This window comes from Serratia sp. CY33525, from assembly GCF_052169115.1.
Lineage (GTDB): Bacteria > Pseudomonadota > Gammaproteobacteria > Enterobacterales > Enterobacteriaceae > Serratia > Serratia sarumanii.
On record NZ_JBJNLK010000013.1, the window covers coordinates 84,818 to 109,283 of the forward strand.

The following is a 24,466-nucleotide window of genomic DNA, read 5'->3' on the forward strand; positions in this document are numbered from 1 at the left end:
CACCCATCATGCTTTGCGCTGCTGGGTCTTGGCGTCGGGCTCTTCTTCCGTCACGCAGACGTCGCACGGCAGGTGGCGGCCAATCAGCGCGCGGTAACCGAAAGCGCCCAGGCCACAGCCGACGATAGGGGCGAAGATCGGTACCAGGAAGTACGGGATATCGCGTGCGCCGGTGAAGGCGACTTTGCCCCAGCCGGCCAGGTAGGCGAACAGTTTCGGCCCGAAGTCACGCGCCGGGTTCAACGCAAAGCCGGTCAATGGTCCCATGGAGGCGCCGATCACGGCAATCAGAATACCGATCAGCAGCGGCGCCAGCGGGCCGCGCGGGATGCCGTTGCCGTCGTCGGTCAGCGCCAGGATCAGGCACATCAGAATGGCGGCGATCACCATTTCTACCAGGAAGGCCTGGCCGACGGAGATATGCGCGTTAGGGTAAGTCGAGAAGATGCCGGCCAGCTCGAGGCTTTCGTTGCTGCCGCGCACCATGTGGTGAGCCGCTTCGAAGTCGAAGAACAGGTTGTAGTACAGCCCATAGACCAGGGCGGCGGCGCAGAAGGCACCGGCGATCTGCGCAATGATGTAAGGCACCACTTTGCGCCCGTCGAAGCAGGCGAACAGCCACAGAGCGAGGGTGACCGCGGGGTTGAGATGCGCGCCGGAAATGGCGGCGGTCAGATAGATGGCCATGGCGACGCCCAGGCCCCAAATGATGCTGATTTCCCACTGGCCGAAGCTGGCGCCCGCCAGTTTCAGCGCGGCAACGCAGCCTACGCCAAAGAAGATCAGCAGCGCCGTGCCGAGGAACTCGGCGATGCACTGGCCTTTTAATGTCGGACTGGTGGTTTGGCTCATAATGTTGTTGTCCTGCAAAACGGCGGTTGTTGGTTTATAGGCTCAGTTAGGTATACATCTGACCTATGGGCACAGTTTTTTTCATCTCGTCCAATTATTGAATGAGGACGTGATGTAAATTTATCGTTAACGAACATAAACGAGAAATAGCGAAATCAAAATGTGTGTAGCTCGTCATAAAATTGAGCGATTTCGCGTCGTTTAGTGTTCTTTCTGAGCCATAAAAGTGTGATCTGACCAGTGGTTTGGCGAGGGGCGTTAACAACTCGCGGCGGCGGCGGCGGGGATTTTCAGTTTTTGCTGATGGCGGAGGCAGGAAAATTGCAACAGACTGCGCGATGATCCGGTATGTTGCTAGACAGGCGGAGACTGGCTACTTACAATCGTTTTTAACGAATCGAGACTGGCGCGCCTTCCATAACGGCGCGCGTCACTGAGCGCGATGCAATATTCGCAGTAGCTGCAGCCGACGTTGCGGCCGCTACTTATAGATGTACGCCTTGCTATCATGAGGGGACTGAAGCATGTCATTTGAAGTATTTGAGAAACTGGAAGCAAAAGTACAGCAGGCGATTGATACCATCACCTTGTTGCAGATGGAAATTGAAGAGCTGAAAGACAAAAACAACTCTCTGTCGCAGGAAGTTCAGGCTGCCTCCGGCAACCACGAAGCGCTGGTGCGCGAAAACCAACAGCTGAAAGAAGAACAGCACGTATGGCAAGATCGCCTGCGCGCTCTGCTGGGCAAGATGGAAGAGGTCTGATTCCTCACGCCAGGCAGCAACGAAAAGGGCGCCTGCGGCGCCCTTTTTCATGACCGAAAATCACTCGATGTCGAGCGGGTCTTCGGAGAGGATGATGCCGGTGTTGTCGGCATACAGGTGATCGCCGGAGAAGAAGGTGACGCCACCGAAGTTGACGCGGATATCGCTTTCCCCCACGCCTTCGCTTACCGCGCCCGCCGGGATCGCCGCCATCGCCTGAATGCCGATGTCGAGTTCTTCCAGATCGTCCACCTGACGCACCGCGCCGTACACCACGATGCCTTCCCATTCGTTCTGGGCGGCCAGGCGCGCCAGTTCGGCGTTGATCAGCGCCCGGCGTACCGAACCGCCGCCGTCGACCAACAGCACGCGGCCGCGGCCGTTTTCTTCAAGCAGATCGAACAACAGGCCGTTATCCTCAAAGCATTTCACCGTGGTGATCTGCCCGCCAAATGAAGTACGCCCGCCAAAATTGGAGAACAGAGGTTCAACAACGTTCACCTCTTCATGATAGATGTCGCAAAGTTCGGAAGTATCGTATTTCATAGGATTTTACGTCTGTTTGCCGCTGGAATGTTCAGTATATCCCTTTATTCGCCCTGTTGGCAAAATCATCAGTTTTTAACTGAGCGCCACGCCGATGGCGAACAGCAGGTTGGCCAGCAACGCCGCCTTGACCATGTGCTCCAGCATCGGCCGCATGCCGACCGGCGTCGGATCGCGCAGTACGCGCAGGCCGTGGCGCACCAGCAGCGGGATCGCCAGCACGAACAGCCAGCCCCACGGGCTGTGGAGATTGAACAGCGTAAACAGCGCGAAACACAGCACCGCGCCGCCGAGCAGCAGGGCATGGTAAATGCGCGCCTTGTGCGGGCCGAGACGCACTGCCAGCGTGTTCTTGCCGTTTTCGCGATCGCTCTCGATATCGCGCAGATTGTTGATGTTGAGCACCGCCGTCGCCAGCAGGCCGCAGGCGGTGGCCGGCAGCATCACGACGCTGTCGAAGGTGTGCGTTTGCAGATAGTAGGTGCCGGCTACGCTCAGCCAGCCGAAGAATACCAGCACCGAGATGTCGCCCAGCCCCAAATACCCGTAGGGCTTGTTGCCGACGGTATAGGTGATGGCGGCCACGATAGACAGCCCGCCCAGCACCAGGAAGCCCACCACGTCGCTGGGTTGCTCGCAGGCGACGGCGATCAGCGAACAGCCGGCGAGGGCGATCAGCACCACCGTCACCACCAGCGCCCGTTTCATCTGCGCCTGGGTGATCATGCCTTTTTGCATGCCGCGCAATGGCCCGATGCGATCTTCTTTGTCGCTGCCTTTGACGGCATCGCCGTAGTCGTTCGCCAGGTTGGAGAGGATCTGCAGCAGGCCGGCGGTCAACAGCGCCAGCAGCGCCACTTCGGGTTTCAGGCTGCCGTGCCAGGCGGCAATTGCCGAACCGACCACGATGGAGGCAAAGGCCAACGGCAGGGTGCGGGGGCGTAGACTTTCCAGCCAGGCGGAGATCGGGGTGGTGGGGGTCGATGAGCTCATGTTTCGCTTCTGTCAGTAAGTTGCGGTGTCCGTTAGAAATAATTGTGGGAGGCAATGCCTCCCACACAGATGACTGACAAGACAAAGATTGAGCGATTATAGGATAAAACGACTCAAATCTTCATCCGCCACCAGTTCATCCAGATGACTGCGCACGTAATCCGCATCAATTGTAATGGATTGGCCATTAATTTCACTCGCCTCGTAGGAAATATCTTCCATCAGACGCTCAAGCACGGTGTGCAGACGACGCGCGCCGATGTTCTCGGTGCTTTCGTTGACCTGCCACGCGGCTTCGGCGATGCGGCGGATGCCGTCGGCGGTGAACTCGATGTTGACGCCTTCGGTGCCCATCAGCGCTTTGTACTGCTCGGTCAGCGACGCGCTCGGCTCGGTCAGGATGCGCTCGAAGTCTTCGGTGGTCAGCGCCTGCAGCTCAACGCGGATCGGCAGACGGCCCTGCAGTTCCGGGATCAGATCCGACGGATTGGCGGTCTGGAACGCGCCGGAAGCGATGAACAGGATGTGGTCGGTCTTCACCATACCGTGCTTGGTGGACACGGTGCAGCCTTCCACCAGCGGCAGCAGATCGCGCTGCACGCCTTCGCGCGAGACGTCCGGGCCGGAGCTCTGGCCGCCGCGCTTACAGATTTTGTCGATCTCGTCGATAAACACGATGCCGTGCTGTTCAACCGCTTCGATCGCCTGCTCTTTCAGCTCTTCCGGGTTCACCAGCTTGGCGGCTTCTTCTTCCACCAGCAGCTTGAAGGCTTCTTTGATCTTCAGCTTGCGCGGTTTTTGCTTCTGGCCGCCGAGGTTCTGGAACATCGACTGCAGCTGGTTGGTCATCTCTTCCATGCCCGGAGGCGCCATGATTTCCACGCCCATCGGCGCGGCGGCCAGATCGATTTCGATCTCTTTGTCATCCAGCTGGCCTTCGCGCAGTTTCTTGCGGAATGCCTGGCGGGCGGCGGACGGTTCCTGGCCTTCTTCCGGCTGGCCCCAGTTGTTTTTGGCCGGCGGGATCAGCACGTCGAGAATGCGCTCTTCGGCCAACTCTTCGGCACGGGTGCGGTTTTTCTCGATCGACTGCATGCGCACCATTTTGATGGCGGCATCGGTCAGATCGCGGATGATGGAGTCCACTTCTTTGCCCACATAGCCCACTTCGGTGAACTTGGTGGCTTCAACCTTGATGAACGGCGCGTTGGCCAGCTTCGCCAGACGGCGGGCGATTTCGGTTTTACCGACGCCGGTCGGGCCGATCATCAGAATGTTTTTCGGGGTCACTTCGTGACGCAGCATCTCGTTGAGCTGCATCCGGCGCCAGCGGTTGCGCAGGGCAATGGCGACAGCGCGTTTGGCCTTGTTTTGGCCAATGATATAGCTGTCCAGTTCGCTGACGATCTCGCGCGGGGTCATTTCAGACATGGTATTCGATCCTTACGCTTTGGAAGGCAATTCTTCAATGGTGTGGAAATGGTTGGTGTAAATACAGATGTCGCCGGCGATGTTGAGGGATTTCTCAACGATGTCGCGGGCGCTCAGCTCGGTATTTTCCAACATGGCGCGGGCTGCGGCCTGAGCGTAAGGGCCGCCGGAGCCGATGGCGATCAGATCGTTTTCCGGCTGCACCACATCGCCGTTGCCGGTGATGATCAATGAAGCGGTTTCATCGGCGACCGCCAGCAGCGCTTCGAGCTTGCGCAGCATGCGGTCGGTGCGCCAGTCTTTCGCCAGCTCGACGGCGGCTTTCACCAGGTGGCCCTGATGCATTTCCAGTTTGCGTTCAAACAGTTCAAACAGCGTGAAGGCGTCAGCGGTGCCACCGGCGAAACCGGCGATCACTTTGTCGTTATACAGGCGACGCACTTTCTTGACGTTACCCTTCATCACCGTATTACCCAGGGTTGCCTGGCCATCACCACCGATGACGACCTGGCCGTTGCGGCGTACGCTTACAATTGTTGTCACGAGCAGACCCTCGTTAAAGACGGAAAGAAGCCCCCGCAGCGCCTGCTTTCGCAGACGCTACGAGGCATATTGAGAGTATAGATGGGGGGGGATTGACGCTTTTCAACCCCCAACGGAGAGGGGAATGCAACTCGACATGCCGACGCCCTTCAGGCGCGAAAGGGTTTTGTCCGCGGCGGCGCGGCTGCTGTACGGGCCGAGCACCACGCGATTCCAACCGCCGCCGGCGGTGATGCGGCTCTCGATGCCTTCGAACGCCAGGCGCGCACGCACGGATTCAGCCTGATCGGTGGCGCGGAACGAACCGCATTGCACCATCCACTTCTGTTTTGATTCTGGTTTGGTTTCCTGCTTGGCCGTTTCCTGTTTCACTTCCGGTTTGGGCTCCGGTTTCGGTTGCGGCTTCGGCTCAGGCTGTTTCACCTGTACCGGTTGCTGGGTAGTCGGTTTTGGCTGCGGGTGCGGCTGCACCGGCGCGGTGGTGGCCCCGTTGTTGAACGGGTTGCGCGGCGGCTGGCTGACCTGCTGCTGTTGCTGCACCGGCTGCTGCTGCATTTGCTGTTGTTGCATCTGCTGCTGCTGGCGAGTGCTGCGCGCGTTGGCCTGGCCCGGATCGTTATACGGCACTTCGTTCAGCTGCGTCGGGCGCTGCTGCATGTCGGCCTGCATCTGTTCCAGCAGTTGCCGCTGTTCGGCGGTCAGCTGAGTTTTGGAATTGAGCTCGCCGCCGGCCGTCGGTTCGGTCGGGGTTTGCACGCCGATCTGCCGGTTTTCCAGCTCTTTGATGTAGCGCCAGCGCTCTTCCGGCTTCGGCGGCAGGCCGTTGCCGGGGCGCGTGGTGTGCGCAGGCAACAACGGCGCGTCTTCCGGCTTGTTGTGCGTAATGAAATAGAGGCCACCGACAAAGACAACCAGCAATGCGGCGGCTAACGCCAGCACGGTTTTGGAAACCTTCGGAGAACTGCGTTTTTTACGGCTGGGGGTTTTACGCTTAGCTCCTGCTGCGCGCCCACGGCTTACATAGTCTTTTTGTGCCACTATTATTCCGCTGTGTCCTGATGAAAGGATAAGTCCGTCATGTTACTGAACCCTAAAATATTTGACTAGCGTTTCGGGGCAGCGGTGCTGCCTCTGATAATCAATTCACTGTCCAACAGCCGGGAGCCGCTGGCCACCGTCTGGCCGTTCAACTGCTCCAACAGCAACAACATCGCCTGCTGGCCGATCTGGAAGCGCGGCTGCGCCACCGTGGTCAGCGGCGGATCGCAATACTGCGCCAGCTTGAGGTCGTCAAAGCCGACGATCGACAGATCCTGCGGCACCCGCAGCCCCATTTTCTTCGCCTGGGACAGCACGCCGATCGCCATGACGTCGCTGTGGCAGAACACCGCCGTCGGCGGTTTCGGCTGAGCCATCAGTGCCGTCAGCGCTTGCGCGCCGGCTTCGTAGGTAAAATCACCCCGGGTAATATAGCTGCTTTCGACGGTAATGCCATTACGACGTAGCGCTTGAACGTAACCCTGCAGCCGATAATGGCTCAGCGGCATCTGTTCCGGCCCGGCGACGCAGGCGATCTGCCGGTGGCCCAATTGATGTAAATAATGCACGGCTTCAAAGGCGGCGGTCAGGTTGTCGATGTGCACCGTCGGCAGTTCCAGCTCGGGAGCGAACTCGTTGGCCATCACCATCGGCGGCAGGTTGCGCTGCTCTTCCTTGCTGGCGTCGAACGGCAGGTTGGAGCCCAGCAGCAGCATGCCGTCGATCTGTTTGGTGATGATCAGATTGACGAAGGTGCGCTCCTGCTGGTTTTGCTGCGCGCAGTCGCCGATCAGCACCAGATAGCCTTGTTGGGCGGCGGTCTGTTCGATCCCCTGGATCACATCGGCGAAAAACGGATCGCAGATGTCGGGCACGATCACCAGGATGGTGCGGGATTCGTTGCGCTTGATATTGCGTGACAGAGCATGAGGAGAATAACCCACGGCCAGGACGGCCTGTTCCACTTTCTGGCGCGTCGGCGTTGACACCTTTTCCGGGTTCATCAGCGCACGCGATACGGTAGCCGTTGAAACGCCCGCCATTTCGGCGACGTCTTTCATGGTCGCCATGGATAACTCTTTCTTGTGTTCCAACGCCTTTCTCCTTGCGTCAGCCCCATGCCGACGCCACTACTGCTGTTTGCTCACAATGTCCGGCATGCGGTGGCGAAATTGTTGTCATTGAGCGCCACTCGTGTTCGGGCACTCCGTCGCGCTGCGATGTGGCGACAAAATTTGCCCTCGCAGACATTCTAAACAGAATACGCCCCGCCTTTGTTACCTAATTTGCATAAAAAATGTGACCTGAGAAGGTTTTTTAGCGTTCGCTCGCAATTTCAAGGGTAAACGTTTGCACTGCGGCAGCTAAATCGGACTTTTCCGGGATCAGCTGTCGATCGGATCGACATCCAGCGTCCATTTCACCTTGCGCGTTTGCGGCAGGGTGCCGATCAGCGGCAGCGAGCTTTTCATCAGCTGTTGCAGGACGCGCCGCGTCGGGTGCTGCAGCAGCAGCTGCCAGCGGAAACGGCCGCCGCGTTTGGACTGCAGCGCCGGCACCGGGCCCATCACCCACAGCGAATCGTCCTTCAGCGGGCTGGCTTCCAGCAGGTTGCGCAGCTGCTGCAGGAACAGCGGGGCCTGCTGGTTGTCGTGATCTTCGGCGCGCACGATGATGTGGCTGGTGTAAGGCGGCAGAAACACGCTGTTGCGCTCCGCCAGCGTCTGTTTGGCGAAGGCGTCGTAACCCTGTTGCAGCAGTACCTGCAGCAGCGGGTGCTCCGGATGGTGGGTTTGCAGCAGCACTTCACCCTGTTTGCCCGCGCGGCCGGCCCGCCCGGAGACCTGGGTATACAGCTGAGCGAAACGCTCGGCGGAGCGGAAGTCGGCGGAGAACAGCGCGCCGTCCACGTCCAGCAATGCCACTAGCGTGACGTCGGGAAAATGGTGGCCCTTGGCCAGCATCTGCGTGCCGATCAGAATGCGCGCTTCGCCGCGATGGATATCCGCCAGGTGCTGCTCAAGCGCGCCCTTGCGGCTGGTGGTGTCGCGATCGATGCGGGTGATCGGCGTGTCGGGGAACAGCGGCGCCAGCTCCTGCTCCAGCTGTTCGGTGCCGACGCCGACCGACACCAGGTGAGTGGAGCCGCACTGTGGGCACTGGTGCGGCACCGGCCGCTGGCTGTCGCAGTGGTGGCAGCGCAGCTGGCGCTGGTGCTGGTGGAAGGTGTAATAGTGATCGCAGCGCTGGCATTCGGCTATCCAGCCGCACTCGTGGCACAGCAGCGCCGGAGCGTAACCGCGGCGGTTGAGGAACAGCATCACCTGATTGCCGGCTTTTAAATGGTGCTGCATGCTCTTCAGCAGCGGCTGCGACAGACCGACCTTCAGCGGCAGCCCCTTCAGATCGATCAGGTGCTGCGCCGCCGGTTTGGCGTTGCCTGCGCGCTGGGTGAGCTTCAGCTGGCGATATTTGCCCAGCTGCACGTTGTGCAGCGTTTCCAATGCCGGGGTCGCGGAGCCCATCACCATCGGGATATCCTCTTCCCGGGCGCGGAACACCGCCAGATCGCGGGCGTGGTAGCGCCAGCCTTCCTGCTGTTTATAAGAGCTGTCGTGCTCTTCGTCGATGATGATCACGCCCAGCTGACGGAACGGCGTGAACAGCGCCGAGCGGGTGCCGATGACGATGGCGGCTTCGCCGCTGCGCGCGCGCAGCCAAACCGCCAGCCGCTCGCTGTCGTTCAGCCCGGAGTGCAGCACGTCTACCGGCGCGTTGAAGCGCTCGCGAAAGCGGGCGATGGTTTGCGGCGTCAGGCCGATTTCCGGCACCAGCACCAGCGCCTGTCGGCCTTTGGCCAGCACGTTTTCCAGCACGCTGAGGTAGACTTCGGTCTTGCCGGAGCCGGTTACCCCGGCCAACAGCCAGGCGGCGAACTGCTCATCCTCGCTTCTGATCGCCCCGACGGCGGTAGCCTGCTCGGTGTTCAGCCGCAGCCGCTCGCCGAGCACTGCGAAGTTGGGGCGCCAGTCGTGCGTATCCGCGACCTGAGCGCGCAGATCGATCAGCCCTTTGGCGCGCAGCGCCTGCAGGGCGCTTTCCGTCAGCTCAAGCTGGCTGACCTGGTGGCGATAGACCGGGCGTTGCAGCAGCGCCGCGAGCGCCTGCTGCTGTTTCGGCGCGCGTTTCAGGCTTTCGGGCGGGGTGGCGCGCCCCTCTTCGGTGGCGAACCATTGCCACAGCGGCGCGGCCTCGGCCGGTTTGCCTTGCCGCAGCAGGATCGGCAGCGCATGGAACAGCACTTCGCCGATGGGGTAGTGATAGTAATCGCTGGCCCAGCGCAGGATGCGCCACAGGCTGGGGGAGAACAGCGATTCGGCGTCGATCACGCTGTCGATCGGTTTGAGCTTGTCCAGCGGCAGTTCACTGGTGTCGCTGCAGCCGGTGACGATGCCGATCGCATGCTGCCTGCCCCAGGGCACGCCCACGCGCGCGCCGGCCACCGGCTGCATGCCGGGCGGCAGCAGATAGTCGAAGGTGCGGGCGAGGGGGACCGGCAAGGCAACGTGTACGACGGGCATGATCTCATCCAAATTGAAAAAAGTGGGCATCAGTTTACACGGCGCATCGGCAAATGTACGGTTCCGATTGCGCGCCCCGGCTAATGCTGTATAATTTGCCGCCTTTGGTATAATTCGATACCAAAATTCTATTATCAACCACGTGTGGTGTCTGGCGAAACAGGGCTGGATAGCGACACGGCCTTAACTGAGGTTTCCCATGAAACAAGGTATCCACCCAAAATACGAAGAAGTTACTGCTAACTGCTCTTGCGGTAACGTGATGAAGATCCGCTCCACCGTGGGCCACGATCTGAACCTGGACGTTTGTGGCGCATGCCACCCGTTCTACACTGGCAAGCAGCGTGACGTTGCTACCGGTGGCCGCGTTGACCGCTTCAACAAGCGTTTCAGCGTACCAGGCGCTAAGAAATAAGATTTCTTATCGTCCGATGAAAAAGGCGCCTTTGGCGCCTTTTTTCGTTTCTGCCGCCGGCGTTCGCCGGGCGGTTCTCAATATTCCCAGGTATCGGGATCGACACCCAGTTCGCGCATCAACACTTTCGCGGCTTCCGGAATTTCATCGCTGCGCTCTTTGCGCAGGTCTTCATCGTTCGGCAGCGGCTGGCCGGTAAAGGCATGCAGAAACGCTTCGCACAGCAGTTCGCTGTTGGTGGCGTGGCGCAGGTTGTTCACCTGGCGACGGGTCCGTTCGTCGGTGAGGATTTTCAGGACCTTCAGCGGAATGGATACCGTGATCTTTTTGACTTGCTCGCTTTTTTTACCGTGTTCAGCGTAAGGGCTGACATACTCGCCGTTCCACTCAGCCATGGGACACCTTAACTTTGTCAGAAAAATTACAAAATTCTAAAAACCGGCCAATTATGCCCGATCTTCACTGTTCTCACTAAATAAATGTCAATTTTACGCGACCAGGGTCACTGAATGCCCCGCCTCGGCCAGGCATTGCGGCTTAACATCTTATCGTCATGTCATATCGGCATAATTTTAGCGGGTATTGTGCCATTGCTCAATCTATACGCAGAGAAGTTTAGATGTCCAGATGTATTGACGTCTATCAATCCTGCGATTACTCTTTAGGCCTCATTCACCGAACCGAGAGCCGAGCGAGCCCATGACGCGTAAACCAGCCACGATTGCCGTACGCAGCGGCCTGAACGACGACGAACAGTACGGCTGCGTTGTCCCGCCGATTCATCTGTCCAGCACCTATAACTTTACCGACTTCAACCAACCCCGAGCCCATGATTACTCGCGCCGCGGCAACCCGACGCGCGACGTGGTGCAACGCGCGTTGGCGGAGCTGGAAGGCGGCGCCGGCGCGGTGATGACCGGCAGCGGGATGTCGGCGATCCATCTGGTGACCACCGTGCTGCTGAAGCCCGGCGATCTGCTGGTGGCGCCGCACGACTGCTACGGCGGCAGCTATCGGTTGTTCGACAGCCTGAGCAAACGCGGTGCCTATCGCGTGCTGTTCGTCGATCAGGGTAATGAAGCCGCCCTGCAACAGGCGCTGGCGCAAAAGCCGAAGCTGGTGTTGATCGAAAGCCCCAGCAACCCGCTGCTGCGGGTGGTGGATATCGCGGCGATCTGCGCCGCCGCGCACGCGGCGGGCGCGTTGACGGTGGTGGACAACACCTTCCTCAGCCCGGCCCTGCAACAGCCGATCGAACTCGGTGCCGATCTGGTGGTCCATTCGTGCACCAAATACCTGAACGGGCATTCGGACGTGGTGGCCGGGGCGGTGATCGCCAAAGATCCCGAGCTGGCGGTCGAGCTGGCCTGGTGGGCGAACAACATCGGCGTGACCGGCGGCGCGTTCGACAGCTATCTTTTGCTGCGCGGCATGCGCACGCTGTCGCCGCGCATCAAGGCGGCGCAGCAAAACGCTGAAGCGATTGTTGACTATTTACAGCAGCAACCGTTGGTGAAAAAGCTGTATCATCCCTCCCTGCCGGAGAATCCGGGGCATGAGATCGCCCGCCGTCAGCAGCGCGGTTTCGGCGCGATGCTGAGTTTTGAACTGGACGGCGATGAAGCGGTGCTGCGCCGTTTTCTCTCTGCCCTTGAGCTGTTTACTCTGGCAGAATCGTTGGGCGGCGTAGAAAGCCTGATCTCGCATGCAGCGACCATGACCCACGCCGGCATGGCGGCGGAGGCGCGGGCAGCGGCCGGCATCTCCGAGAGCCTGCTGCGCATTTCCGTGGGTATTGAAGACAGTGAAGATTTGATTGCCGATCTGGAACGCGCTTTCCAGGCGGCGGCAACGAGGTAAGCATGAATGCAATTGCTGTAGCAGGGCCGGTGAGTGGGCGTCAACTGCACAAGTTTGGCGGCAGCAGTCTGGCGGATGTGAAGTGTTATCTGCGTGTGGCCGGGATTATGGCGGAATACAGCCAGCCGGGCGACATGATGGTGGTATCGGCCGCCGGCAGTACCACCAACCAGTTGATCAACTGGCTGAAGCTCAGCCAGAGCGATCGCCTGTCTGCGCACCAGGTGCAGCAGACGTTGCGTCGTTATCACAGCGATCTTATCAGCGGCCTGCTGCCGCCGGAAAGCGCCGAGCCGCTGATCGCCGAGTTCATTCAGGATCTGGAACGTCTGGCAGTGCTGCTGGACGGCAAAGTCGACGAGGTGTGCTATGCCGAAGTGGTCGGGCACGGCGAGATCTGGTCGGCGCGCCTGATGGCGGCGGTGCTCAACCACCTGGATATGCAGGCGGCCTGGCTGGATGCGCGTGATTTCCTGCGCGCCGAGCGCGCCGCGCAGCCGCAGGTGGATGAAGGCCGTTCTTATCCGCTGCTGCAGCAATTGTTGGCTCAACATCCGGGCAAGCGCCTGGTGGTGACCGGCTTCATTTCGCGCAACGACGCCGGGGAAACCGTGCTGTTGGGGCGTAACGGCAGCGACTACTCCGCCACTCAGGTCGGCGCGTTGGCCGGCGCGGCGCGCGTCACTATCTGGAGCGACGTGGCCGGGGTTTACAGCGCCGACCCGCGCAAGGTGAAAGACGCCTGCCTGCTGCCGCTGCTGCGCCTGGACGAAGCCAGCGAGCTGGCGCGCCTGGCGGCGCCGGTGTTGCATACCCGCACCCTGCAGCCGGTCTCCGGCAGCGATATCGATCTTCAGCTGCGCTGCAGCTACCAGCCGGAGCAGGGCTCGACGCGCATCGAGCGCGTATTGGCGTCCGGCACCGGCGCCAAGATTGTCACCAGCCACGATGACGTGTGTCTGATTGAGCTGCACGTCGCCGCTCAGCATGACTTCAAACTGGCGCAGAAAGAGTTGGATCTGGTGCTCAAGCGCGCGCAGATCAAACCGCTGGCGGTGGGCATCCATCCTGATCGCAATCGGGTGCAGCTGTGCTACACCTCCGAGGTGGTCAACAGCGCGCTGGCGATCCTGCAGGCCTCGGCGCTGCCGGGTGAACTGCACCTGCGCGAAGGGTTGGCGCTGGTGGCGATGGTCGGCGCCGGGGTGTGCAAGAACCCGCTGCACAGCCATCGCTTCTATCAGCAGCTGAAAGATCAGCCGGTCGAATTTATCTGGCAGGCGGAAGATGGCATCAGCCTGGTGGCGGTATTGCGCCAGGGGCCGACCGCGCTGCTGATCCAGGGGCTGCACCAAAGCTTGTTCCGCGCCGAGAAGCGCATCGGTCTGGTGCTGTTCGGCAAGGGCAACATTGGGTCGCGCTGGCTGGAGCTGTTTGCCCGCGAGCAGACCAATATTTCCGCGCGCAGCGGCTTCGAATTTATCCTGGCGGGGGTGGTGGACAGCCGCCGCAGCCTGCTGAACTACGAAGGGCTGGACGCCAGCCGCGCATTGGCGTTCTTTGAGGACGAGGCGCAGGCGCTCGACGAAGAGTCGCTGTTCCTGTGGATGCGCGCGCACCCGTTCGACGATCTGGTGGTGCTCGACGTGACCGCCAGCGAAGAGCTGGCCGGGCAGTATCTGGATTTCGCCAGCTACGGTTTCCACGTGATCAGCGCCAACAAGCTGGCGGGAGCTTCGTGCAGCGATACCTATCGCCAAATTCGCGACGCCTTCGCCAAAACCGGCCGCCACTGGCTGTACAACGCCACCGTCGGCGCCGGTCTGCCGGTCAACCACACGGTGCGCGATCTGCGCGACAGCGGCGACAGCATTTTGGCGATCAGCGGCATCTTCTCCGGCACGCTTTCCTGGCTGTTCCTGCAGTATGACGGCACGGTGCCGTTCACCGAGCTGGTGGATCAGGCCTGGCAGCAGGGGCTGACCGAACCGGATCCGCGGGTCGACCTCTCCGGCCAGGACGTGATGCGCAAGCTGGTGATCCTGGCGCGCGAAGCGGGCTACGACATCGAACCTAACCAGGTGCGGGTCGAGTCGCTGGTGCCGGCGGGCTGCGAGCAGGGCTCCGTCGATCAGTTCTTCGAGAACGGCGAGGCGCTGAACCAGCAGATGCAGCAGCGCTTTGAGGCCGCCAGCGAAATGGGCCTGGTGCTGCGTCACGTGGCGCGTTTCGACGCCAACGGCAAGGCGCGGGTCGGCGTGGAGGCGGTGCGTCCTGAGCATCCGCTGGCCTCGTTGCTGCCGTGCGACAACGTGTTCGCCATCGAAAGCCGCTGGTATCGCGATAATCCGCTGGTGATCCGCGGGCCGGGCGCCGGCCGCGACGTGACCGCCGGAGCGATCCAGTCAGACCTTAACCGGTTGGCGCAGCTGCTTTAATCCTCTGCGGGCGCGGGTTCACCGCGCCCCTTTGCTTTTCCTGCCATACTTATCCCTGCCGCCGTCATGAAATTCCCTCGTTGAGCGGGTGAAGATTAATCATCTTATTCCCCTCATTTTCCTGTTGACTCTTTAGCCAACATGCGGCATTTTCTATCTAGACGTCTAAACGTATAGACGCTCATCAAGATGAAAAAAACAGTGATTGATAAGAGGTGAGCAGGGTATGAGTTTTTTCCACGCAAACCAGCGGGAAGCGCTGAATCAGAGTCTGGCGGAGTTGAACGGCCAGATTAACGTATCATTCGAGTTCTTCCCGCCGCGCACCAGCGAGATGGAAGAGACCCTGTGGCAGTCGATCGATCGTCTGAGCATCCTCAAACCCAAATTCGTTTCCGTCACCTACGGCGCCAACTCCGGCGAGCGCGATCGCACCCACAGCATCATCAAGGGGATCAAGGAGCGCACCGGCCTGGAGGCGGCGCCGCACCTGACCTGCATCGACGCCAGCCCGGCGCAGCTGCGCGACATCGCGGCCGATTATTGGAACAGCGGCATTCGCCATATCGTGGCGCTGCGCGGCGATCTGCCGCCGGGCGGCGGCAAGCCGGACATGTACGCGACCGATCTGGTGGCGCTGCTGAAAGACGTGGGCGACTTCGACATTTCCGTCGCCGCCTACCCGGAAGTGCACCCGGAGGCGAAGAGCGCCCAGGCTGATTTAATCAACCTGAAGCGCAAGATCGACGCCGGCGCCAGCCGCGCCATCACCCAGTTCTTCTTCGACGTTGAGAGCTACCTGCGCTTCCGCGACCGCTGCGTCGCCGCCGGTATCGACGTGGAAATCGTGCCGGGCATTCTGCCGGTGTCCAACTTCAAGCAGCTGCAGCGCTTCGCCACCATGACCAACGTGCGGGTGCCAAGCTGGATGACCAGCATGTTCGAAGGGCTGGACGACGATGCGGAGACCCGCAAAATGGTCGGTGCCAACATCGCCATGGACATGGTGAAGATCCTCAGCCGCGAAGGCGTGAAAGATTTCCACTTCTATACGCTGAACCGCGCCGAGATGAGCTACGCCATCTGCCACACGCTGGGCGTGCGCCCGGTGGCAGCCGCCTGACAGGCCTGTTCCATTGAAAAGGGCGTCACTTACCGCGGCGCCCTTTTTTTGTGGGGAAGACAAGACATAAAAAAACGGCCCCGATAAACGGGGCCGCGATGAGGCTCGCTAGCCGGTGTTGCGCATCCCGGCGGCGACGCCGGCGATGGTGACCATCAGCGCCTGCTCGACGCGGGCGTCCGGCTGCTCCTGCTGGCGTGAACGGTGCAGCAGCTCGGCCTGCAAGACGTTCAGCGGGTCGGTATAAACGTTGCGCAGCGCGATGGATTCGGCGATCCACGGCAGGTCTTCCATCAGGTGGGCATCGTTGGCGATGGTCAGCACCACCTTGATGTCGCTTTCCAGCTGATCGCGCAGCTGTTGGCCCAGCGGCCACAGCGATTTATCCACCAGGCGCTGATCGTAGTATTCCGCCAGCCACAGGTCGGCCTTGGCGAACACCATTTCCAGCATGGCGATGCGGGTGGAGAAGAACGGCCAGTCGCGACACATCGCCTCCAGTTCCGCCTGTTTGCCGGCTTTCACCGCCTCCTGCAATCCGGCGCCGGCGCCGAGCCAGGCCGGCAGCATCAGGCGGTTCTGCGTCCAGGCGAAGATCCACGGAATGGCGCGCAGGCTCTCTACGCCGCCGTTCGGCTTGCGTTTGGCCGGGCGTGAGCCCAGCGGCAGTTTACCCAGCTCCAGCTCCGGCGTAGCCGCGCGGAAGTAAGGCACGAAGTCCGGGTTTTCACGCACGTAGCCGCGATACATCCGGCAGGAGGTGTCTGACAGATCGTCCATCAGCGCCCGCCATTCTTTCTTCGGTTCCGGCGGCGGCAGCAGGTTGGCCTCGAGGATCGCGCCGGCATACAGCGCCAGGCTGCTGATGGTGACTTCAGGCAGGCCGAATTTGAAGCGGATCATCTCGCCCTGTTCGGTGACGCGCAGGCCGCCCTTCAGGCTGCCCGGCGGCTGCGACAGCAGCGCCGCATGCGCCGGTGCGCCGCCGCGGCCGATGGAACCGCCGCGGCCGTGGAACAGCGTCAGCGCCACGCCGGCTTTTTCACAGGTTTTGATCAACGCGTCCTGCGCGCGGTACTGCGCCCAGGACGCGGCCATCACGCCGGCGTCTTTCGCCGAGTCGGAGTAGCCGATCATTACCATCTGTTTGCCCTGAATAAAGCCGCGATACCAGTCGATATTCAGCAGCTGGGTCATTACGTCGTCGGCGTTGTTCAGATCGTCGAGAGTTTCGAACAGCGGAGCGACCGGCAGCGCGAACGGGCAACCGGCCTCTTTCAGCAGCAGGTGCACCGCCAGCACGTCGGAAGGCGTGCGCGCCATCGAAATCACGTAGGCGGCGATCGAGCCCTGCGGCGCTTCGGCGATCACCCGGCAGGTTTCCAGCACTTCCTGCGTGTCGGCGCTCGGTTGCCATTTCAGCGGCACCAGCGGGCGTTTGGAGTTCAGTTCGCGGATCAGGAACGCCTGTTTATCGGCTTCCGACCAGCTTTCATAGTCGCCCAGCCCCAGGTAGCGGGTCAGCTCGGCGATGGCCTCGGTATGGCGGGTGCTTTCCTGGCGCACGTCGATGCGCACCAGCGGCACGCCGAAGCAGCGCACGCGGCGCAGGGTATCCAGCAGCTGACCGTTGGCGATGATGCCCATGCCGCAGGCCTGCAGCGATTGGTAGCAGGCATACAGCGGCTCCCACAGCTGCTCGTTGTTCACCAGCAGGTCGTGCGGCTTCAGCACGCGTTCGCCCTTCAGGCGGCCTTCCAGATAGGCCTGGGAGCTCATCAGCTGGCTGCGCAGCTGCTTCATGATTTCGCGGTACGGTTCCTGCACCTCGTCACCGCCGGCGCGGGCGCGCAGCTCCGGGGTACATTCGGTCATCGACAGCTCGGAGACCAGCACCTGAATATCGCGGGTGAACAGGTCGCAGGCTTTCCAGCGGCTGAGCAGCAGCACATGGCGGGTAATTTCGGCGGTCACGTTCGGGTTGCCGTCGCGGTCGCCGCCCATCCAGGAGGTGAAGCGCACCGGCACCGCTTCCGCCGGCAGGCTGTAATCGATGGAGTTTTCCAACTGCTCGTTGAACTCGCGCAGGAACGCCGGCACGCCTTCCCACAGGCTGTTTTCCACCACCGCAAAGCCCCATTTGGCTTCGTCGATCGGGGAAGGGCGATGTTTGCGAATTTCATCGGTGTGCCACGACTGGGCCACCAGCTGGCGCAGGCGGCGCATGATCTTGTTGCGCTCGTAGTCGGCCAGATCGTTGTGATCGAGCTGGCTGAGACAGGTGTTGACCTCCACCAGCTTGTGGATCAGGGTGCGGCGGGTGATCTCCGTCGGGTGCGCCGTCAGTACCAGCTCGATGGAAAGTTGCGACACCGCGTGCTGCAGCTCTTTGTCGCTGAGCTTTTTGTCTTTGAGGCGGCTGAACAGCTGTGCCAGCGCTTCCGGGTTGCTGGCGGCCTCGCCGTTGGGCGAAATGCTGTGGTACTGCTCGGCGACGTTGGTCAGGTTGAGGAACTGGCTGAAGGCGCGCGCCACCGGCAGCAGCTCGTCGTTGGACAGGTTCTGCAGGGTGGAGAGCAGCTCCTGGCGATGCGCTTCGTTGCCGGCGCGTGAGGATTTGGAAAGCTTACGGATGGTCTCAACGCGATCGAGAATATGCTCGCCCAGCGCTTCTTTGATGGTATCGCCGAGCAATTTGCCGAGCATACTGACATTACTGCGCATTGCCGAATATTGTTCGTTCATATAACCCCTGACCCAGTTCTGTATGATTTTTATCTTGTAAATAAATTTCACGCGTCAGGCGCAGACCGCCTGCCTGATCACATCGCGTTCCTGTCCAATCGTCAATTGACACTATTTTTAGCAAAAAAACATCAAAATCGGCGCATTTTCTGAAATTTAATTACGCCGCATCGGTTATCAGCGTGGCTTATTTCGCCGTTTTCTACTTATTTTGAGTTAGGGGAAGCATAGCGCGTTTCCCCTGTTAAATGTCGGGTTTACTGCCGGCAAAAGTGATTGACCAGCTGGCCCAGCAGTTTGCGCGTCGGTTCGATAAACGCGGTGTCGATGTATTCGTCCGGCTGGTGGGCCTGATCGATGGAACCGGGCCCGAGCACCAACGTCGGACAGACCTGCTGCACGAACGGCGCTTCGGTGCAGTAGTTGACCACCTGCGTGCGGGTGCCCAGCAGCTCCTCGATCACCGCCACCATGCGGTGGTCGGTCGGGCATTCGTAACCCGGCACCGACGCGTGCAGCTCTTCGATGGTCAGGCGGCCCGGCCAGCGTTGGCTCACCGGCTCCAATGCCTGATGCATCAGCTCGTTGATGTTGTCGAGCGTCATGCCGGGCAGCGGGCGGATATCCAGGTGCAGCTCGCAGCAGGCGCAGATGCGGTTGGCCGCGTCGCCGCCGCTGATATGGCCGAAGTTCATGGTGGGATAAGGCACGGCGAACGCCGGATTGTTGTAGCGCTCCTGCAGGGTTTTGCGCAGCTCCATCAGGCGGCCGATGGATTCGTGCATCAGATCGATGGCGTTGACGCCGCGCGCCGGATCGCTGGAGTGGCCGGACTGGCCGACGATGCGAATGGCGTTGGCCATGTGGCCCTTGTGCGCGCGCACCGGCTGCAGCGAGGTCGGTTCGCCGATGATGGCGAAATCCGGACGAATGGCGGTGGAGGCGGCGAAATAACGTGCGCCGGCCATCGTCGTTTCTTCATCTGCGGTCGCCAGAATGTACAGCGGCTTGGTCAATTTGCTCGCATCGATATCGCGCACCGCATCCAGAATAAAGGCGAAGAAGCCTTTCATGTCGGCGGTGCCCAGGCCGTAGAGCTTGTTGTCGTGCTCGGTCAGGGTGAAGGGATCGCGCGTCCAGCGGCCTTCGTCGTAAGGCACCGTATCGGTATGGCCGGCCAGCAGCAGGCCGCCGCTGCCTTCGCCGATGCTGGCCAGCAGGTTGAATTTGTGGCGCGATTCCGGCACCGGCTGTACGTCGACGCGAAAGCCCAGGTCGGCAAACCAGCCGGCCAGCAAGTTGATTAACGCCTCATTGCTCTGATCGAGGCCGGCATCGGTGGCGCTGATCGACTTCGTTGCGATCAACGCCCGGTACAGCTCAATAAATGGAGGTAATTTCATCTTCACTGTTGACAGCCTTTGGTTAGGATAGTATCAATATTCATGCATTTATTTTGAATAAAAATACAGTAAGCCGAAGCGTAAGGGAACCCGATACCCGGATGTTTATAAAAGCATCAACGCCTGGCTCCGTGGGTGAACGGCGCAACAACGCTGGCTAGCCCTGTTACCTGGGTCGCAAGCGACCGCACGTCAGTTTAGAAGGTGAAAGGCCACATGTTGAATACGCTGATCGTTGGTGCCAGCGGTTACGCCGGAGCGGAGCTCACGGCTTACCTGAATCGCCACCCACACATGAACATAACCGCTTTAGCGGTTTCAGCGCAAAGTGCAGATGCAGGAAAGTTGCTTTCCGATCTCCATCCCCAGTTGAAAGGTATCGTCGATCTGCCGCTGCAGCCGTTGACTGACGTCGCCAAGGCGGCGCAGGGCATCGATGTGGTGTTCCTCGCCACCGCCCATGAAGTCAGCCACGATATCGCACCGGCCTTCCTGGCGGCGGGCTGCGTGGTGTTCGATCTGTCGGGCGCCTTCCGCGTGCAGGACGCCGGTTTTTATAGCCAGTACTACGGTTTTGAACATCAGCATGGCGCCCTGCTGGAGCAGGCGGTATACGGCCTGGCGGAATGGCAGAGCGACAAGATTAAACAGGCGCAGCTGATTGCCGTGCCGGGCTGTTACCCGACGGCGGCGCAGCTGGCGCTGAAGCCGTTGATCGAAAAACAGCTGCTGAACCTCGACCAGTGGCCGGTGATCAACGCCACCAGCGGCGTCAGCGGCGCCGGTCGCAAGGCCAGCATGACCACCAGCTTCTGCGAAGTGAGCCTGCAGCCGTACGGTATTTTCACCCACCGGCACCAGCCGGAGATCGCCGCGCACCTGGGCGTGCCGGTCATCTTTACGCCGCACCTGGGCAACTTCCCGCGCGGCATCCTTGAAACCATCACCTGCCGCCTGAAGGCCGGCGTGACCGCGCAGGACGTGGCCGCCGCCTATCACGTCGCCTATGACGACAAGCCGCTGGTGCGGTTGTACGACCAGGGCGTGCCGGCGCTGAAAGCGGTGGTGGGGCTGCCGTTCTGCGACATCGGCTTTGCGGTGCAGGGCGAGCATCTGATTGCCGTGGCGGTGGAAGACAACCTGCTGAAAGGCGCGGCGGCGCAGGCGGTGCAATGCCTGAATATCCGTTTCGGCTTCCCGGAAACCCAGTCACTCCTTTAAACCAGCGTGAGTAAACAGCAATGAACCCGTTAATTATCAAGTTAGGTGGCGTGTTATTAGACAGTGAAGAAGCGCTGGAGCGTCTGTTTACCGCGCTGGACAGTTACCGGCAGCAGCATCAGCGCCCGCTGGTGATCGTGCACGGCGGCGGCTGCGTGGTGGACGAACTGATGAAGCAGCTCTCTTTGCCGGTAGTGAAAAAGAACGGCCTGCGGGTCACGCCGGCCGATCAGATCGACATCATCACCGGCGCGCTGGCCGGCACCGCCAACAAAACGCTGCTGGCGTGGGCGATTAAACACCAAATCAACGCCGTCGGCCTGAGCCTGGCGGACGGCGGCAGCGCAGTCGTGACCCCGCTCGATCCGGCATTGGGCCACGTCGGCAACGCGCAGCCCGGTTCCCCCGCGCTGCTCAATACCCTGCTGAGCGCCGGCTACCTGCCGGTTGTCAGCTCCATCGGCATCACCGCCGATGGGCAGTTAATGAACGTGAACGCCGATCAGGCGGCGACGGCGCTGGCGGCGACGCTGGGGGCGGATCTGATCCTGCTGTCGGACGTCAGCGGCATCCTCGACGGCAAGGGGCAACGCATTGCGGAAATGACGGCGCAAAAAGCGGAACAACTGATCGCGCAAGGCATTATCACCGATGGTATGGTGGTGAAGGTGAATGCGGCGCTCGACGCAGCCCGCACCCTCGGCCGCCCGGTGGATATCGCCAGCTGGCGCCATGCCGATCAGCTTCCTGCTTTGTTTAACGGCGTGTCGATTGGCACCCGGATCCTCGCTTAATTTTAGAATTAGAAAGGAATAGATCATGCAAAACCAAGGCATCAAAAAAATCGTTCTGGCGTACTCCGGCGGCCTGGATACCTCGGCCATCATTCCATGGCTGAAAGAGAACTACGGCGGCTGTGAAGTGGTGGCGTTCGTGGCGGACATCGGTCAGGAGCGCAGCGATCTGGAAGGCGTGGAGCAAAAAGCCCTGCAGTCCGGTGCCTCTGAATGTCACGTGGTCGATCTGCGTGAAGAATTTATCCGCGATTACGTTTATCCGGTGCTGCAGACCGGCGCCCTGTACGAAGGCAGCTACCTGCTGGGCACCTCGATGGCGCGGCCGATCATCGCCAAGGCGCAGGTCGAGCTGGCGTTGAAAGTGGGCGCCGACGCGCTGTGCCACGGTGCGACCGGCAAAGGCAACGATCAGGTGCGTTTCGAGACCACCTACACCGCGCTGGCGCCGCAGCTGAAAGTGGTGGCGCCGTGGCGTGAGTGGAATCTGCGTTCCCGTGAAGCGCTGCTGGATTACCTGAAAGAGCGCAACATCCCGACCACCGCGTCGCTGGAGAAGATCTACAGCCGCGATGAAAACGCCTGGCACATCTCCACCGAAGGCGGCGTGCTGGAAAGCCCGTGGAATGCGCCGAACAAAGATTGCTGGGTGTGGACCGTCGATCCGCAGGAAGCGCCGGACCAGCCTGAGCAGGTGACCGTGACCGTTGAGAAAGGCCGCGTTGTGGCGGTTAACGGTAAAGCGCTGTCGCCGTACCAGTGCCTGGAAACCCTGAACGCGCTGGGCGCCAAACACGGCGTCGGCCGTATCGACATCGTGGAAAACCGCCTGGTGGGCATCAAATCCCGCGGCTGCTATGAAACCCCGGGGGGCACCATCATGGTGGCGGCGCTGCGCGCCGTCGAGCAGTTGGTGCTGGACCGCGACAGCTTCAAATGGCGCGAGCAGCTGGGCCTGGAGATGTCTTATGTGGTGTACGACGGTCGCTGGTTCGCGCCGCTGCGCCGCTCGCTGCAGGCCTCTGCCGAAGCATTGGCTGAAGAGGTGAACGGTGAAGTGGTGCTGCAGCTGTACAAAGGCCAGGTGACGGCGATCCAGAAAAAATCCGCCAACAGCCTGTACTCCGAAGAGTTCGCCACCTTCGGTGAAGACGAAGTTTACGATCACAGCCACGCGGGCGGCTTTATCCGCCTGTTCTCTCTGTCTTCACGCATCCGCGCGTTGAACGAGAAAAAGAATAAATAATCGATTGGCGTGACTCTGCAAGGGCGCAGCATGCTGCGCCCTTTCGCATAAAAATTCAGGAGTAAGATATGGCACTTTGGGGCGGACGGTTCACTCAGGCGGCGGATCAGCGGTTCAAGCAACTCAATGATTCGCTGCGGTTCGATTATCGCCTGGCGGAGCAGGATATCGTGGGCTCGGTGGCCTGGTCGAAGGCGCTGGTGACCGTTAACGTGTTGACGGCAACGGAGCAACAGCAGCTGGAGCAGGCGCTGAATGCGCTACTGACGGAAGTTCAGGCCGATCCTTTGGCGATCGTCCAAAGCGATGCCGAAGACATCCACAGCTGGGTGGAGCAGAAGCTGATCGAGAAGGTCGGCGATTTGGGCAAGAAGCTGCACACCGGCCGCAGCCGCAACGATCAGGTCGCGACCGATCTGAAGCTGTGGTGCAAACAGCAAGTCGGCGATCTGCATCAGGCGATCGTCCAGCTGCAGCAGGCGCTGGTGGAAACCGCCGAAGCCAACCAGGATGCGGTGATGCCGGGGTATACCCACCTGCAACGCGCGCAGCCGGTGACTTTCGCGCACTGGTGCCTGGCCTATGTCGAGATGCTGGCGCGCGATGAGAGCCGCCTGCAGGATACCCTGAAACGGCTGGACGTCAGCCCGCTGGGCAGCGGCGCGCTGGCCGGCACCGCTTATCCTATCGATCGCGAGCAGCTGGCCGGCTGGCTGGGCTTCGCCTCGGCGACCCGCAACAGCCTGGACAGCGTATCCGATCGCGATCACGTGCTGGAGCTGCTGTCCAATGCTGCCATCAGCATGGTGCACCTGTCGCGCTTCGCCGAAGACCTGATCTTCTTCAACAGCGGTGAAGCGGCGTTTGTCGAGCTGTCCGACCGCGTGACCTCCGGCTCTTCGCTGATGCCGCAGAAGAAAAACCCGGACGCGCTGGAGCTGATCCGCGGCAAGTGCGGCCGCGTGCAGGGCGCGCTGACCGGCATGATGATGACGCTGAAAGGCCTGCCGCTGGCGTACAACAAAGACATGCAGGAAGATAAAGAAGGGCTGTTCGACGCGCTCGACACCTGGATGGACTGCCTGCAGATGGCGGCGCTGGTGCTGGACGGCATTCAGGTGAAGCGCCCGCGCTGCCAGGAAGCGGCGGAGCAGGGCTATGCCAACGCCACCGAACTGGCGGATTACCTGGTCGCCAAGGGCGTGCCGTTCCGCGAGGCGCACCATATCGTCGGCGAGGCGGTGGTAGAAGCGATTCGCCAGGGCAAACCGCTGGAAGCGCTGCCACTGGCGGACTTGCAGCAGTTCAGCGCAACGATCGGCGACGACGTTTACCCGATCCTGGCCTTGCAATCCTGCCTGGACAAGCGTGCGGCCAAAGGCGGCGTCGCACCGCAGCAGGTGGCCGCGGCAATCGCCGCAGCGAAACAGCGTTTGGCTTGACGACGACAAGGGCGGCCCGGTGCCGCCCTTG

Annotated in this window: 20 protein-coding genes; 9 read left to right on the forward strand and 11 right to left on the reverse strand. The window is 61.0% G+C overall.

The annotated features are described in order from the left end of the window. Positions 1-6: 6 nt before the first annotated feature. Complete coding sequence (locus tag ACJ8IM_RS23220; protein WP_004931095.1) at positions 7-852, reverse strand: MIP/aquaporin family protein; 846 nt, start codon at positions 850-852, stop codon at positions 7-9. A 524-nt stretch (positions 853-1,376) separates the two neighbouring features. Between ACJ8IM_RS23220 and zapB the strand changes: the two genes are divergently transcribed. Then, on the forward strand, positions 1,377-1,616 hold the full coding sequence (gene zapB / locus ACJ8IM_RS23225) for a septal ring assembly protein ZapB (protein WP_004931092.1): 240 nt from the start codon (positions 1,377-1,379) through the stop codon (positions 1,614-1,616). A gap of 60 nt (positions 1,617-1,676) precedes the next feature. On the opposite strand, the gene rraA is transcribed toward zapB, so the two are convergent. The 7 genes from rraA to priA all read right to left on the reverse strand — a co-directional run bounded on the left by rraA (position 1,677) and on the right by priA (position 9,748). After that, positions 1,677-2,162, reverse strand: coding sequence for a ribonuclease E activity regulator RraA (gene rraA / locus ACJ8IM_RS23230; protein ID WP_004931090.1), 486 nt, complete (start codon positions 2,160-2,162; stop codon positions 1,677-1,679). Between the two features lie 75 nt (positions 2,163-2,237). Beyond that, on the reverse strand, positions 2,238-3,155 hold the full coding sequence (locus ACJ8IM_RS23235) for a 1,4-dihydroxy-2-naphthoate polyprenyltransferase (RefSeq protein ID WP_033636436.1): 918 nt from the start codon (positions 3,153-3,155) through the stop codon (positions 2,238-2,240). A gap of 96 nt (positions 3,156-3,251) precedes the next feature. Beyond that, positions 3,252-4,586 carry an HslU--HslV peptidase ATPase subunit gene (hslU, locus tag ACJ8IM_RS23240; RefSeq protein WP_033636435.1) on the reverse strand — a complete coding sequence of 445 codons (1,335 nt, stop codon included), beginning with the start codon at positions 4,584-4,586 and terminating at the stop codon, positions 3,252-3,254. 12 nt (positions 4,587-4,598) lie between these two features. Beyond that, positions 4,599-5,129 (reverse strand): ATP-dependent protease subunit HslV, encoded by a 531-nt coding sequence (gene hslV / locus ACJ8IM_RS23245; RefSeq protein WP_004931085.1) that lies wholly within the window; start codon positions 5,127-5,129, stop codon positions 4,599-4,601. A 102-nt stretch (positions 5,130-5,231) separates the two neighbouring features. Continuing rightward, positions 5,232-6,167 (reverse strand): cell division protein FtsN, encoded by a 936-nt coding sequence (ftsN, locus tag ACJ8IM_RS23250; RefSeq protein ID WP_033654538.1) that lies wholly within the window; start codon positions 6,165-6,167, stop codon positions 5,232-5,234. 65 nt (positions 6,168-6,232) lie between these two features. Then, positions 6,233-7,261 (reverse strand): DNA-binding transcriptional regulator CytR, encoded by a 1,029-nt coding sequence (gene cytR, locus ACJ8IM_RS23255; RefSeq protein WP_004931082.1) that lies wholly within the window; start codon positions 7,259-7,261, stop codon positions 6,233-6,235. A 291-nt stretch (positions 7,262-7,552) separates the two neighbouring features. Then, on the reverse strand, positions 7,553-9,748 hold the full coding sequence (gene priA, locus ACJ8IM_RS23260) for a primosomal protein N' (protein WP_033654545.1): 2,196 nt from the start codon (positions 9,746-9,748) through the stop codon (positions 7,553-7,555). Positions 9,749-9,947: 199 nt separating this feature from the next. Here priA and rpmE point away from each other — a divergent pair, with 199 nt between their 5' ends. After that, the gene (gene rpmE / locus ACJ8IM_RS23265; protein ID WP_004931078.1) at positions 9,948-10,163 is read left to right on the forward strand and encodes a 50S ribosomal protein L31; all 216 of its coding nucleotides are present in this window, start codon (positions 9,948-9,950) and stop codon (positions 10,161-10,163) included. Positions 10,164-10,240: 77 nt separating this feature from the next. On the opposite strand, the gene metJ is transcribed toward rpmE, so the two are convergent. Beyond that, positions 10,241-10,558 carry a met regulon transcriptional regulator MetJ gene (metJ, locus tag ACJ8IM_RS23270; protein WP_006317756.1) on the reverse strand — a complete coding sequence of 106 codons (318 nt, stop codon included), beginning with the start codon at positions 10,556-10,558 and terminating at the stop codon, positions 10,241-10,243. Between the two features lie 304 nt (positions 10,559-10,862). On the opposite strand from metJ, the gene metB reads away from it, so the two are divergent. From metB to metF, 3 genes are all read left to right on the forward strand, one after another. Then, complete coding sequence (gene metB / locus ACJ8IM_RS23275; protein WP_033645215.1) at positions 10,863-12,023, forward strand: cystathionine gamma-synthase; 1,161 nt, start codon at positions 10,863-10,865, stop codon at positions 12,021-12,023. A 2-nt stretch (positions 12,024-12,025) separates the two neighbouring features. After that, positions 12,026-14,461 carry a bifunctional aspartate kinase/homoserine dehydrogenase II gene (locus ACJ8IM_RS23280; RefSeq protein WP_033649894.1) on the forward strand — a complete coding sequence of 812 codons (2,436 nt, stop codon included), beginning with the start codon at positions 12,026-12,028 and terminating at the stop codon, positions 14,459-14,461. A gap of 226 nt (positions 14,462-14,687) precedes the next feature. Continuing rightward, complete coding sequence (metF, locus tag ACJ8IM_RS23285; RefSeq protein ID WP_033636430.1) at positions 14,688-15,584, forward strand: methylenetetrahydrofolate reductase; 897 nt, start codon at positions 14,688-14,690, stop codon at positions 15,582-15,584. A 108-nt stretch (positions 15,585-15,692) separates the two neighbouring features. On the opposite strand, the gene ppc is transcribed toward metF, so the two are convergent. Both ppc and argE read right to left on the reverse strand, forming a co-directional pair. Then, positions 15,693-18,329, reverse strand: coding sequence for a phosphoenolpyruvate carboxylase (gene ppc, locus ACJ8IM_RS23290; RefSeq protein ID WP_033638623.1), 2,637 nt, complete (start codon positions 18,327-18,329; stop codon positions 15,693-15,695). Positions 18,330-18,586: 257 nt separating this feature from the next. Continuing rightward, a complete protein-coding gene (gene argE / locus ACJ8IM_RS23295) occupies positions 18,587-19,732 on the reverse strand; it encodes an acetylornithine deacetylase (RefSeq protein WP_033649896.1) in 1,146 nt (381 codons plus the stop codon). A 216-nt stretch (positions 19,733-19,948) separates the two neighbouring features. Between argE and argC the strand changes: the two genes are divergently transcribed. From argC to argH, 4 genes are all read left to right on the forward strand, one after another. Further along, positions 19,949-20,953, forward strand: a complete 1,005-nt coding sequence (gene argC / locus ACJ8IM_RS23300; protein ID WP_033654539.1) for an N-acetyl-gamma-glutamyl-phosphate reductase — start codon at positions 19,949-19,951, stop codon at positions 20,951-20,953. A 20-nt stretch (positions 20,954-20,973) separates the two neighbouring features. After that, positions 20,974-21,747 (forward strand): acetylglutamate kinase, encoded by a 774-nt coding sequence (argB, locus tag ACJ8IM_RS23305; RefSeq protein WP_033636427.1) that lies wholly within the window; start codon positions 20,974-20,976, stop codon positions 21,745-21,747. Between the two features lie 25 nt (positions 21,748-21,772). Beyond that, the gene (locus tag ACJ8IM_RS23310) at positions 21,773-22,993 is read left to right on the forward strand and encodes an argininosuccinate synthase (RefSeq protein ID WP_033649897.1); all 1,221 of its coding nucleotides are present in this window, start codon (positions 21,773-21,775) and stop codon (positions 22,991-22,993) included. A 68-nt stretch (positions 22,994-23,061) separates the two neighbouring features. Beyond that, positions 23,062-24,435, forward strand: a complete 1,374-nt coding sequence (gene argH / locus ACJ8IM_RS23315) for an argininosuccinate lyase (protein WP_033636426.1) — start codon at positions 23,062-23,064, stop codon at positions 24,433-24,435. Positions 24,436-24,466: the final 31 nt, after the last annotated feature.